General features: G+C 60.6%; 14 protein-coding genes. 4 read left to right on the plus strand and 10 right to left on the minus strand.

Going from position 1 to position 12716, the window contains the following annotated elements; genetic code table 11:
* Positions 1-29 precede the first annotated feature (29 nt).
* From ACV8MC_RS18085 to ACV8MC_RS18115, 7 genes are all read right to left on the minus strand, one after another.
* Positions 30-392, minus strand: a complete 363-nt coding sequence (locus ACV8MC_RS18085; protein ID WP_041480808.1) for a Na+/H+ antiporter subunit G — start codon at positions 390-392, stop codon at positions 30-32.
* The gene (locus ACV8MC_RS18090) at positions 389-667 is read right to left on the minus strand and encodes a K+/H+ antiporter subunit F (protein WP_041480807.1); all 279 of its coding nucleotides are present in this window, start codon (positions 665-667) and stop codon (positions 389-391) included. Before ACV8MC_RS18090 ends, ACV8MC_RS18085 begins: the two co-directional genes overlap by 4 nt.
* On the minus strand, positions 664-1152 hold the full coding sequence (locus ACV8MC_RS18095; protein WP_457262847.1) for a Na+/H+ antiporter subunit E: 489 nt from the start codon (positions 1150-1152) through the stop codon (positions 664-666). Before ACV8MC_RS18095 ends, ACV8MC_RS18090 begins: the two co-directional genes overlap by 4 nt.
* Positions 1149-2828, minus strand: coding sequence for a monovalent cation/H+ antiporter subunit D (locus ACV8MC_RS18100; RefSeq protein ID WP_095180236.1), 1680 nt, complete (start codon positions 2826-2828; stop codon positions 1149-1151). The genes ACV8MC_RS18095 and ACV8MC_RS18100 overlap by 4 nt, the downstream gene beginning before the upstream one ends.
* A complete protein-coding gene (locus ACV8MC_RS18105) occupies positions 2825-3169 on the minus strand; it encodes a Na+/H+ antiporter subunit C (protein ID WP_016775082.1) in 345 nt (114 codons plus the stop codon). The genes ACV8MC_RS18100 and ACV8MC_RS18105 overlap by 4 nt, the downstream gene beginning before the upstream one ends.
* Complete coding sequence (locus ACV8MC_RS18110; RefSeq protein WP_150635048.1) at positions 3169-6087, minus strand: monovalent cation/H+ antiporter subunit A; 2919 nt, start codon at positions 6085-6087, stop codon at positions 3169-3171. Before ACV8MC_RS18110 ends, ACV8MC_RS18105 begins: the two co-directional genes overlap by 1 nt.
* Positions 6088-6257: 170 nt before the next feature.
* Positions 6258-7193: a DMT family transporter gene (locus tag ACV8MC_RS18115; protein WP_457262849.1), complete on the minus strand. Its 936-nt coding sequence runs from the start codon at positions 7191-7193 to the stop codon at positions 6258-6260.
* An 85-nt stretch (positions 7194-7278) separates the two neighbouring features.
* Here ACV8MC_RS18115 and ACV8MC_RS18120 point away from each other — a divergent pair, with 85 nt between their 5' ends.
* Together ACV8MC_RS18120 and ACV8MC_RS18125 are read left to right on the plus strand one after the other, a co-directional pair.
* Complete coding sequence (locus tag ACV8MC_RS18120) at positions 7279-7842, plus strand: helix-turn-helix domain-containing protein (protein ID WP_076562418.1); 564 nt, start codon at positions 7279-7281, stop codon at positions 7840-7842.
* Positions 7843-9246 (plus strand): FAD/NAD(P)-binding protein, encoded by a 1404-nt coding sequence (locus ACV8MC_RS18125; RefSeq protein ID WP_457262852.1) that lies wholly within the window; start codon positions 7843-7845, stop codon positions 9244-9246.
* A 202-nt stretch (positions 9247-9448) separates the two neighbouring features.
* Here ACV8MC_RS18125 and ppnN read toward each other — a convergent pair whose 3' ends face one another.
* Complete coding sequence (gene ppnN, locus ACV8MC_RS18130; RefSeq protein WP_056789275.1) at positions 9449-10822, minus strand: nucleotide 5'-monophosphate nucleosidase PpnN; 1374 nt, start codon at positions 10820-10822, stop codon at positions 9449-9451.
* A 222-nt stretch (positions 10823-11044) separates the two neighbouring features.
* Here ppnN and ACV8MC_RS18135 point away from each other — a divergent pair, with 222 nt between their 5' ends.
* The gene (locus ACV8MC_RS18135) at positions 11045-11572 is read left to right on the plus strand and encodes a DUF3087 domain-containing protein (protein ID WP_056789277.1); all 528 of its coding nucleotides are present in this window, start codon (positions 11045-11047) and stop codon (positions 11570-11572) included.
* On the opposite strand, the gene ACV8MC_RS18140 is transcribed toward ACV8MC_RS18135, so the two are convergent.
* Positions 11569-11955 carry a DUF2784 domain-containing protein gene (locus tag ACV8MC_RS18140; protein WP_041480792.1) on the minus strand — a complete coding sequence of 129 codons (387 nt, stop codon included), beginning with the start codon at positions 11953-11955 and terminating at the stop codon, positions 11569-11571. The two genes, ACV8MC_RS18135 and ACV8MC_RS18140, sit on opposite strands and share 4 nt — an antisense overlap.
* A 129-nt stretch (positions 11956-12084) precedes the next feature.
* Between ACV8MC_RS18140 and ACV8MC_RS18145 the strand changes: the two genes are divergently transcribed.
* Positions 12085-12228 carry a hypothetical protein gene (locus ACV8MC_RS18145; protein WP_164488351.1) on the plus strand — a complete coding sequence of 48 codons (144 nt, stop codon included), beginning with the start codon at positions 12085-12087 and terminating at the stop codon, positions 12226-12228.
* 44 nt (positions 12229-12272) lie between these two features.
* Here ACV8MC_RS18145 and ACV8MC_RS18150 read toward each other — a convergent pair whose 3' ends face one another.
* Positions 12273-12545: a hypothetical protein gene (locus tag ACV8MC_RS18150; protein ID WP_457262855.1), complete on the minus strand. Its 273-nt coding sequence runs from the start codon at positions 12543-12545 to the stop codon at positions 12273-12275.
* Positions 12546-12716 lie beyond the last annotated feature (171 nt).

The following is a 12716-nucleotide window of genomic DNA, read 5'->3' on the forward strand; positions in this document are numbered from 1 at the left end:
ATGGCGCCATCACAGGCGCCACATGATCATCAGTTACCACTTTCAGTCTGACGACTGCTCACCTCTGCCGGCACATCATCCCCGGCCATCCGCTTGCGGAACAACGCCGCCCGCGCCAGCAGCAGGGTGGTCACTGGCACGGTGATCGCCAACAGAACCGGAATCAGCCAGGCATGCACCACTGGCCCGGACTTCAGCGCTGAAAAGCAAATGATCGACGCCAGTGCCACACACCAGGCACCGATTGTCGAGGCCAGCGCTGGCGGGTGCATACGCTGGAAATAATCCTTCATGCGCAGCAATCCGGTTGCGCCCAGCAGGGTAAACACGCCGCTGAGCACCAGCAGGACCGCCACCGGAATCTCGACCCACAAAGACAATTCGGCGTTCATTCGATCACCTCGCCACGCAGCAGGAATTTCGCCAGGGCAAACGAGCCGACGAAGCCGAACAGCGCAATCAGCAGCGCCGCTTCAAAGTAGGTATCACTGGCGTAGCGAATGCCCAGGGTCAGCATCATCAGCATGGCGACGATATACAGGTAATCCAGCGCCAGTACCCGATCCTGCGCTGATGGGCCTTTGAACAGGCGCACCAGGGTCAGCGTCATCGCCACGCAGTACAGAAACAACGTCAGCAGAATCGCATTCGACAGCAATGGGCTCATTCGAAAATCTCCATCAACGGTCGCTCGTAAGTGCTTTTGAAGTGCTCGATAAACTGCGCCTCGTCGTGCAGGTCCCAGACGTGCAGCAACAGAACGCTGCGGTCCAGCGCCAGTTCCGACCATACGGTGCCGGGCACCACGGTGCAGATCATCGCCAGTGCCGCCAGACCATGAGCATCGCGCAGATCGAGCGGCACCTTGATAAAGCATGAGCTGGGCGGGCGCCGTCCGGCGTTGAGTACGCCCCAGGCGACGATCAGGTTGGACATGATCACGTCACGACCGACCAGGAGAAACAGGCGCAGTACGGCCACCGGATTGCGAATGCGCGCACGTTTCGGCCGCAATTTGCGCATCATCAGCGGCGCGGCGAAACCCAGCGCGGCGCCGAGCAGCAGGTTGCCCGGGCTGACGGACAGGTTCAGGGTCAGCCACAAGACCCACAGCGCCAGCGATAACCACGGAGCCGGAAACAGTCGATTCATGGCTGCACCTCGAGCATGTCGGCTCTGGCTTGCGGGCTCGGCACCGCACGTGTACCGAGAACTGCGAGCACATATTGCTGCGGATTGTTCAGCGCATCGGCCGTAGCCTGGGTGTAGCGCAACAGCGGTTCAGCCTTGAACGTCAGAACAATGCTCAGCCCGAGCAGCAGAAAAATCGGCGCGCATTCGAGTTTGCGCAGCAGTGGTGACGGGCGCTCCTCCGGCGTCCAGAAGCGCTGGATACCCAGGCGAGAGAAGGCCATGAGGGAGGCCAGACCGGTCAGGATCAACAGGGCCAGCAATCCCCATGCGCCGGGAGGCAGCGGCGCCGCAGTGCCAAGTCCCGACGGGTTGAGCAATGCCCCGATCAGGCTGAGCTTGCCGATAAATCCGGAGAGCGGTGGCATGCCGATAATCAACAGCGCGCAGGCAATGAAGCTCAAACCGAGAAAGGCCATGGTCCACGGGATGACCTGACCGACCACGGCTTTCTGTTCGTCGTCGAGGTTGATGCCCTTGGGCGGTTGCAGCGATTCCTGCGGGCGCGGAAGCAGTTCGCTTTCGTCCTCCAGCGGAATTTCGTTGGCCGAGCGCGAGCGCTCGATCAGTTCGGCCAAGAGGAACAGCGCGCTCAGCGCCAGGGTCGAGCTGACCAGATAGAACAGCGCAGCGCCGATCAGGTTCGGCTGGGCGAAGCCGATCGCCGAGAGCAGGATCCCCGCCGACACCAGAATGCTCAGGCTGGCCATGCGCTCCAGGCGTTGCGCGGCGATAATCGCCAGCCCTGCGCAAGCCATGGTCGCCATGCCGCCGTAGATGAGCCAGTCGCCGCCGAAGAATGCCGAGGCGCCGGCCTGACCGGAAAACAACAGGGTCCACAAGCGCAGCAGGGTGTAGACGCCGACCTTGGTCATGATCGCGAACATTGCCGCCACCGGCGCGCTGGCGGATGAATAAGCCGGCACCAGCCAGAAGTTCAGCGGCCACATCCCGGCCTTGGCCAGAAACGCTACCGCAAGAATCCCCGCGCCAGCATGCAGCAAACCACGATCGGCTTCCGGCACCAGCGGAATCTTCATCGCCAGATCAGCCATGTTCAGCGTGCCGGTCACCCCGTAGATCAATGCAGCGCCGATCAAAAACAGTGACGATGCCAACAGGTTGATCGAAATGTAATGCAACCCCGACGACACCCGCGCCCGGCCCGAGCCGTGCAGCAACAAACCATAGGATGCCGCGAGCAACACTTCGAAGAATACGAACAGGTTGAACAGATCCGCCGTCAGGAACGCGCCATACAGGCCCATCAGCTGGATCTGGAACAGAGCGTGAAAGCTTGAGCCGGCGCCGTCCCAGCGGGCCATGGCAAACAGCAACGCGCTGACGCCGATAACGCCGGTCAGCACCAGCATCAGTGCCGACAGACGATCAACCACCAGGACGATGCCGAACGGTGCCTGCCAGTTGCCCGGCAGGTACACACCGATGGAGCCGGGCACCCCGGTGGTCTGCGTCCATTGCAGCAGCATCACTGAAATAAACAGGCCGAGGAGGCTGGAGAACAGGTTGATTTTCGCCTTCAGCGGCCGGTGTTTCTCGCCGAGCATCAGCATGATTGCGGCGGTCAGCAGCGGCAGCAGGATCGGTGCAGCGATCAGGTGAGTCATCGCCATCATTCTTTAGGCTCCCGGCCGTCGACATGGTCGGTGCCGGTCAAGCCGCGCGAGGCGAGCAATACGACGAGGAACAGTGCGGTCATGGCGAAGCTGATGACGATCGCCGTCAGCACCAGCGCCTGGGGCAGCGGGTCGGTGTAATGCAGCAAGTCCTGGGTCACGCCGTCCTTGATCACCGGCTCCTTGCCGATGAACAGGCTGCCCATGCTGAAAATGAACAGGTTGACCGCATACGACAATAGACACAGGCCCATGACCACCTGAAAGGTACGCGGGCGCAGGATCAGCCAGACCCCGGAGGCGGCGAGAATGCCGATGGCGATTGCGATGACTTCTTCCATCAGACGGCTCCTTTGCTGGCGACTGACTTGGGCAGCGAGGCCGTCTTGTGGCCGCGCACCGATTGGTGGGCGAGGGCGGTGAGAATCAGCAGCGTCGACCCGACCACCACGGCGTACACGCCAATGTCGAAGAACAGCGCACTGGCGATATGGATGTCGCCCAGCACCGGCACGCTGATGTGCCAGGTGTGAGTGGTGAGGAACGGATAGCCGACCAGCATCGCACCGAGGCCGGTGGCGGTGGCGAACAGCAGACCGGTGCCCATCCAGCGCAATGGACGCAGGCTCATTTGCGCCTCGACCCACTGCGTGCCGGCAACCATGTATTGCAGGATAAAGGCCACCGACATCACCAGCCCGGCGACAAAACCGCCGCCCGGCTGATTGTGCCCGCGCATGAACAGGTAAAACGACACCACCAGCGCGACAGGCAGCAGCAGGCGCACTAGCACCGCCGGCACCATCATGAAGCCGAGCGCGGTGTCGCTGGCCGAACGCGGATTGACCAGATCGGTGACCACGTCCGGTGCCAGCAGGCGTTGCTGCGCCGGCAACTGCAGGCTTTCCTTCGGCGGGCGGAAGCGGCGCAGCAGGGCGAACACGGTGAGCGCCACGGCGACCAGCACGGTGATTTCACCGAGGGTGTCGAAGCCACGGAAGTCCACCAGCATCACGTTGACGACGTTGCTGCCGCCGCCCTCGGGCAGGGCGCGACTGAGGTAGAAAGAGGAAATATGGTTCGGCGTCTGCCGGGTGAGCATGGCGTAGGACAACAGCGCCATCCCCGCACCGACCGCAATCGACAGCAGCAAGTCGCGCAGACGACGGATACGCGCCTTGCGCAGGCTGCCTGGCAGTGGTGAGACCTCTTCGATGCGTCGTGGCAACCAGCGCAGACCAAGCAGGATCAACACCGTGGTCACCACTTCGACCGCCAGTTGCGTCAGCGCCAGATCAGGCGCGGAGAACCAGACGAAGGTCACGCAGGTCATCAGGCCGCAGACGCTGACCATGGTCAGTGCAGCGAGACGGTGATATTTGGCCTGCCATGCGGCGCCGAGCGCACAGGCGATCGCCAACAGCCACAGGGTCACGAAGACGATGGAACCAGGTATTTTCGGCCGGTCGCCCCAGGTCAGCGTGCTGTGCAGCATCGGGATCAGACCGGCGAGCACGGCGGCCGAAACCATCAGGAACAGCTGCATCTGCAAGCGCTTGGTGCCGAGGCGCCGCTCGACGCGCCGGGCGATGCGCATCATCACGACCAGACTGCGCTCGAACAAACGCTTGCCGTTGAAGCGGCCGACCAGCGGCGGATACTTGAAATGGCCGAGCTTGAACTGCTTGCGCAGCAGCAGATAGAGGATGATGCCGCCGGACATGGCGATCAGGCTCATGATCATCGGTGCGTTCAAACCGTGCCAAATGGCCAGGCTGTATTCCGGCAACTCACCACCGACCACCGGCAGTGCCGCAGCGGCGAGTAATGGTCCGACGATCTGCGCCGGGAAAATCCCCACCAGCAGACAGGTGAAGACCAGCAACTCGACCGGGGCGCGCATCCAGCGCGGCGGCTCGTGCGGCGTGTGTGGCAGGTCAGTGGCGGTGGGGCCGAAGAACACGTCGACGGTGAAACGCAGGGAATAGGCAACGCTGAACATGCCGGCGATGGTCGCGACGATTGGCAGACTGGTCTCGACCCACGCGGTGGCGTTGATGAACACGGTTTCGGCGAAGAACATTTCTTTCGACAGGAAACCGTTGAGCAGCGGCACGCCGGCCATTGAGGCACTGGCGACCATGGCCAGCGTCGCCGTATAGGGAATCAGTTTGATCAGACCGCTGAGCTTGCGGATATCACGGGTGCCGCTTTCGTGGTCGATGATGCCGGCGGCCATGAACAGCGAGGCTTTGAACGTCGCGTGGTTGAGAATGTGAAAAACTGCTGCCACTGCGGCCAGTGAACTATTGAGGCCCAGGAGCAAAGTGATCAGACCGAGATGGCTGATGGTCGAATAGGCCAGCAAACCTTTGAGATCGTTCTGGAACATCGCGCAGTACGCGCCAAGCAACAGTGTACAGGCGCCCGCTCCGCTGACGATGTAGAACCATTCCTCACTGCCGGACAGCGACGGCCACAGACGTGCCAAAAGGAAAACCCCGGCCTTGACCATGGTCGCCGAGTGCAGATAGGCCGAGACGGGCGTCGGTGCCGCCATCGCGTGGGGCAGCCAGAAGTGAAACGGGAATTGCGCGCTTTTGCTCAGCGCGCCGATCAGGATGAGTGGCAAAAGAACAGGGTAGAGGGCATGTGCACGAATCAGATCGCCGGCGGCCAGGACCTTGTCCAGGTCATAGCTGCCGACGACATGGCCGAGAATCATGACCCCCGCCAGCAGACATAACCCGCCGGCACCGGTGACCATCAGCGCCATATAAGCCCCGCGCCGCGCATCGGCGCGGTGGTGCCAGTAGCCGATCAGCAGGAACGAGAAGAGGCTGGTCAATTCCCAGAAGAACACGATCTGAATCAGGTTGCCGGAGATTACCAGGCCAAGCATGGCGCCCATGAACGCGAGAAAAAACGCGAAAAAACGCGGCACCGGATCGTCCGGCGACATGTAATAACGGGCATATAAAGAAACAAGTGTGCCGATGCCCAGCACCAGCATCGAGAACAGCCAGGCGAAGCCGTCCATGCGCAAAATGAAGTTCAGCCCGAGGCTGGGCAACCACATGAATTCTTCGCGGATCACGCCGCCGTGGGCGATTTGCGGGTACAGCATTGCGACCTGAACGGTGCCGATCAAAGCGACCAGACCCGCCAGGAGCGATTCGGCATTGCGCGCATTGTGCGGCAGCACCGCTGCCAGACAGCTGCCGATGAACGGCAGAAGCAGTAGAACTATCAGGGACATAGGCTTCTAATCTGCGGAAGTTTGTGAAGCATCATACGTGCCAGCTCCCTGATCACCAAACGCGAGGATGTCTCAGAATCCTACAAAGTAGTCTGGAATTTTGTGTTTGGCGTTGTTTCAGAGGCAACAATGGTGCGGCGCTTTCGCGAGCAGCCAGAAAAGATTGCGGGTCACGCCTGCGTTTCCCGCTCCAGCTCAGCTTCTGCCTCTGTGGTCCTTCCCTTGGTCTTCAACTCACTGACAATCACCGCCGCCACAATCAGCCCGGCGCCCACCAGTGCAATCGCCGGCAAGCGCTCTCCGGCAATCCGTCCGACAATCCCGGCCCACACCGGTTCACCGGCATAGATCAACGTCGCCCGAGTCGGCGAAACACTCTTCTGCGCCCAGTTCATCGCCACCTGAATCGCCGCACTTGCTGCGCCCAGACCCAAAGCGGTCACCAGCAACAACCAGGAAAATTCCGGAATCACTTCACCGGTCGGGACCACCAGCAAGAACGACAACACCGCCGTCACCGCCAGTTGCACCACCGTCACCCGCCGCACATCAACCTGCCCGGCGAAAGTGCTGATCAAAATGATTTCAGCAGCAATCGCAACGGCGCTGATCAAGGTCGAAATTTCTCCCGGACTGAAATTCAACGCCGCCCCCGAAGGACCCGACAACAGCATCAACCCGGTAAACGCCAACATGATACCGATGCTCGGCATCAATCCTGGGCGACGGCCAAGTACCAGCCATTGCAGCAGCGGCACAAACGGCACATACAGCGCGGTAATGAACGCCGACTGACTGCTCGGAATACTTTGCAATCCGACCGTCTGCAGGCCGTAACCGAGCATGATCGCTACACCGATGAACGACCCTGCCTTGACTTCGAACAAGGTCAGTTCGCGCAGATGACGCCAGGAGAACATCGCCACGATCGCCGCCGCGGCGGCAAAGCGCAGGCCGACAAAAAACATCGGGCCGCTGACCGTCATGGCATGTTGCACAATCAGAAACGTGCCGCCCCAGATCATGGTGATCAGCACCAGCACGCACTCGGCTTTGCTGAAGCGGGAAAAGCGGATTCGGGACGCAGAATTGTTTGGCGACATCATGACCTTGCGCACATTAAAAGGGAGGCCGCACAATGCCGCCAACGTTGCGCAGTATACTGCCCAACCCCACCGAGTGAGCAATATAGTGCACAAAGATTCGACTCAGCGAGCCTCCGTCCTGCAACACGTCAGCCAGAACGTTCGACGCCTGCGGCATGCGGCGGATATGAGCCAGACCGCACTGGCGGAAAAGTCCGGGGTCAGCCGACGGATGCTGGTGGCGATCGAGGCGGGGGAAAAGAATGTCAGCCTGACCACGCTTGATCGCGTCGCCGAAGCGCTCGACGTTGCGTTCAGTGATCTGATCCAGGCGCACGATGCGCGCGATCCGAGCCGTATCAACGAGGTTGCCTGGGCTGGCACGATTGCGGGCAGCAGGGCCGTGCTACTGTCCAAAGCCACCGCGAGCCGCGAAGTCGAGCAATGGGAGTGGTGCCTGCAACCGGGCGAAGTTTATCCGTCACAACCGGACGCCGATGGCTGGAGCGAGCAGATCTACGTATTTGAGGGTTGCCTGACGCTGATGCTCGGGGATCAGCCGCAGTACATCAACAAAGGAGAGTTTTTCATGTTCGCCAGCAATCAACCGCATGCCTACCGCAACGATGGCGATGTGGCTGCGCGGTTCGTGCGTAATGTGGTGATCTGAATGGAGCAGACTGCGGACATCCTGATCATCGGCGGCGGCCTCAGCGGCACGATGCTGGCAGTGCAATTGCTGCGCCTGCCGGGGCAACGAAAGATTCTCATCATCGAGCCTCGCGCTGAACTGGGCCGGGGCGAGGCTTACAGCGCAGTCGAGTTGGGGCATACGCTGAACGGCAACGCGGCGCGGATGAGCGTCGATCCGGATAATCCTGATGATCTGACGCAGTGGCTGACCGCGCATATTGCCGGCGGCGGCTGGCCGGAATCTGCCGAGCAGGACGTGCCGGTCAGTGAGCTGTTTCCGCCGCGCGGCCTGTTCGGGGTCTATGTGCAGCAGCGTCTGGCTGAGGCCCGGGCGGTGGGCGCGCTGCAAGGTTCGACCGTTGAACATATTTGTGCTGAAGCCGTCGACCTGCAAAGCGATTCCGGCTCAATGCAGCTCACCTTGAGCGATGGCCGGATTTTGCGTGGATCGCAGGCGGTGCTGGCCACCGGCATGTTTCCCGCCGCTCGCACGCCGCAGACGCAATCCAGTGGCCTTAACGCCGCAGCGCTTGATCCCTGGGATGTGGCGGCCATGCGCGAACTCGACCCGCAGTCCACCGTGGTGATCATCGGCTCCGGTCTGACCATGGTCGATGCCGTGGTGTCGCTGGAGCAGGCCGGGCACCGTGGGCCGATCGAGGTATTCTCCCGGCATGGCCTGCTGCCGCACGTGCGCCGTCAACCGCCGGCCTGGGTGGATTTTCTGGCAGCAGATCACAGCATCCGCACGCCACGCCAGTTGGTGCGCGAATTGCGCCGACATTGTCGCGACGCAATCGCCCAAGGCATCGACTGGCAGGCGCCGCTGGATACGGTTCGCGCGCATATCGCGCGGTTGTGGAGTCAGGCGACTGACGTGCAGCGTCGACAATTCGTACGGCATGTACGGCCATGGTGGGAGAGTCACCACCATCGTTCGCCGCCACTGAGTGCCGAGTTGATCGAACGGCTGCACAAGGAAGGACGCTTGCGCATTCACGCCGCGTCATTCAAGGGCATTGAGCCCGGCGCTGGCGATGCTGTGACCATTCGCATCCGTCCTCGGGGTGAGGCTGAAACATCTACTGTAAGTGGTGCGGCGCTGATCAACTCCAGCGGTATTGAATACGACTGGCGGCGAGTCGCACGACCGTTGCCGCAGCAGTTGCTGGCGCGGGGGCTGGTGCGGCCGGGGCCGTTGGCGCTGGGGATCTCGGCAAAGGATGGCGCAGTGGTGGATGCCGAAGGGCGGGTGAGTAGTCAGCTGTTTGCCATGGGCCCGCCGTTGCGCGGGATGTGGTGGGAGAGTACGGCGGTGACGGACGTCGCTGCGCAGGCTAAAGCGTTGGCTCGGCGGTTGGTGGATAGCCTGAGAGACTGATGTGTTTTTCTTGGGCCTCTTCGCGAGCAGGCTCGCTACCACAATGGGATTCAGGTTGTGACTACAATTTGCGGCACACCATAAATCCTGTGGGAGCGAGCTTGCTCGCGAAAGCGTCATCTGATTCAACGTCTCTGTTGAATGAAAGACCGCTATCGCTGGCAAGCCAGCTCCCACATTGGGCTTTTGTGACGGCTTGAGATTATGCGACTACCCGGTAGCAAGGCACATACGCCGCGCCACCCGGAAGTTTCATCCGGTGCTGGGCGACGAAGGCTTTGAGCAGTGCATCAAGCGGCTGCATGATCGCCGCATCGCCACGGATCTGATACGGCCCGTGCTCTTCGATCAGGCGAATGCCCTTGTCCTTGACGTTACCGGCGACGATCCCGGAAAACGCCCGACGCAGATTGGCCGCCAGTTCATGCGGTGGCTGGTCGCGGTGCAGTTTCAGGTTGGCCATGTTTTCGTGGGTCGGATCGAACGGACGCTGAAAGCCCTCATCGATCTTCAACAGCCAGTTGAAATGGAACGCATCGTTACGCTCGCGGCGGAACTGCTTCACCGCTTTCAAGCCTTGAGTCATCTGCCGCGCTACTTCGGCCGGATCATCGATGATGATCTCGTAATGCTGTTTGGCTTCTTCGCCGAGGGTCGCGATGACAAACGCATCCAGCTGTTCCAGATACGGCGCGGCATGCTTCGGCCCGGTGAGGATCACCGGGAACGGCAGACCTTCATTGTCCGGGTGCATCAGGATGCCGAGCAGGTACAGGAACTCTTCGGCCGTACCGGCGCCGCCCGGGAAAATGATGATGCCGTGGCCAACACGGACGAAGGCTTCCAGACGTTTTTCGATGTCCGGCAGGATCACCAGCTCATTGACGATCGGGTTCGGCGCTTCGGCGGCGATGATGCCTGGCTCGGTCAGGCCGAGGTAGCGACCGCCGTGAATGCGTTGTTTGGCATGGGCAATGGTCGCGCCCTTCATCGGACCTTTCATCACGCCAGGGCCGCAACCAGTGCAGATGTCGAGGCTGCGCAGGCCCAGTTCGTGGCCGACTTTCTTGGTGTATTTGTATTCTTCGGTATTGATCGAGTGGCCGCCCCAGCACACCACGATCTTCGGCTCGACGCCCGGGCGCAGGGTGCGCGCGTTGCGCAGCAGGTGGAACACGTAGTCGCTGATGCCTTGGGAATTGCTCAGGTCGATGCGCTGGCTGTCGAGTTCGTTCTCGGTGTAGACGATGTCGCGCAGGGCGCTGAAGAGCATTTCGCGGGTGCTGGCGATCATCTCGCCGTCGACGAACGCGTCGGCCGGAGCGTTCAGCAGCTCCAGGCGTACGCCGCGATCCTGTTGGTGAATACGGATTTCGAAGTCCTTGTAGGCTTCGAGGATGGTCTTGGCATTGTCGACATGCGCGCCGGTGTTGAGGATGGCCAGGGCGCACTGGCGGAAGAGGGTATAGGTACTGCCGGATCCGGCTTCGCTCAGTTGCTGGACTTCACGTTGAGAAAGGGTTTCCAGACTGCCTTTCGGGCTGACCGAGGCATTGATTACGTGTCGTTGGGTCATGCAGTGATCCTTAAAACGATGTCATCCACAACGCAGCGGATGGCATCCGAATAGTGTGTATCCATGAATGAAGATGGCACGATCTGCGCTATACCGCCATGTCCCGTTGGACTTTGAAAAGATGAAAAGGAGCCCCAGCATAGCTAAAACCCGGTGCGATGCGATAATGCGCTGGCGAGTTTTTTCCGTTGCGCGTTTTGCCACTCAAGGAAGTCATTTTCGATGTTCGAGATTCAGCCGATGGACCCCGCTACCTTTCGTCAGCAGACCCGCCGCAGCACGATTATCGTCGCCGTGCTGTTTCTGCTGCTGGCCATGCTGTTTTCCTCGGTTGCGGTGGCAGTGTTCGGTGAACCCGACGGGGATAACCTGCGTTTCAATGTCGGCGGCGTATTCGTGGCGTTTCTGCTGACGGCGGCGCTGTTGCGCGGGCGTTTCTGGCATCAGACCTGGATGGCCCCGGCGGTGTACAGCTGGCGCCTCAAGCGCAATCTGATGAGCATCACCAATGTCATGCATCAGGTGACAGCGGCAGTGCAGACCAACGATCCGACGGCGATGAAGGTGTTGCGTTTCTATCACCTCGGATTGCTGCAAATGCATGAGCTGGACGGCAACTCCAGCGATCATGGACAACTGCGTGATGAAGTCGAACAGCACAAGGCGCGGATGCAGGCGCTGGGCCTTGATCCTGACCAGCCACGCTTCGATCCGCAGTGGCTGGAAACGTTGAAACCGGCCTCGCGTTAAAACGGAATGCGCCGGGCGCGACGCAGTTTCCACGAGCGCAGCAGTCGTGCGTACACCAACAGGTTGACCGCCAGCACCACGCTGCCAAGTGCCAGTTGAATCTGCGGCGTCAGACCGGCCGGGTAGATGATCGGCCAGATGTAATGCTCAATGAAACCGCCGGCGTATTCGGTCTGCCCGGCCGCGTGGCGCATGAGATTTTCCCAGTAGGTCAACGGACAGGTCAGGTGCAACACCTCGACCGCTACGCCCCAGGCAGCCGCCGGCAGGTGCAGCCACATCAACCGTGGCCAGCGCAGCACCAGCAGCCCGCCGAACAGTACGAACAAGATGAAACACAAGTGAAACAGCACCAGCCCGTCGGCGGCGATTCGGTACAGCATGGCGTCTTCCTGACGTAAGGGGAGATGGCGCTATGGTACGCCGCGCGGGACAAAATGCGTTGGTGAATCTGGGCGCGCAAAAGTGTTCTACCCTTTAACGATCATCAACTGTTCTGAGGTGAGGTGCACATGGCAACTGAGCAAACGCGCGCGGAAGATGATGAGCCAACGGAAGAAGAAATCGAGCAGCAGAAGAGGCAGGAAAAAACCTGGAAGCATGATGACAGCCGCGAGCTGTCGGACCGCGATCAGGAGCGTCCTCTGAAACCTTGAACAGCGCATACGAAGAGCCCCGCAGCGGCGGGGCTCTTCGCGTTTCAGAAGTCTTCCAGCTGCGTGAAATCCGGGTAGGTCGCTCGATACCCCAACGTTCGATCGATCCACGCATTGAGCTCATTGACCATCACCGGCGGATGGCCGGGATATCCCTCGAGGGTGCTGCGCAGGGTGCGTTCGATATCGGGCACGCTGTACAGGTTTCGGGTCTTGATGTAATGGCCGATAAAACAGTCGAGTTCCAGGCGTTCTGTCTTGGACAGATGGACACACTTCAGGCCGCTGACCTGTTTGATTGCAAAATCGTCGCTCACTTATTTCTCTGCAAGGCTTGAAAGTTGTTGATGGATTCCTGATTTCTTTGACTCTTTGGTCAACTGGTATACCAATCGGAAAGGCGGCGCGCATGCTATCCGCAGCGCGGGGAAATGTATGTATGACTGTCGAAATGTCTGACAGGCGGTTGATTCGCTCAAACGGCTGTT

It is taken from the genome of Pseudomonas sp. PK-RTE-24 (assembly GCF_054052265.1).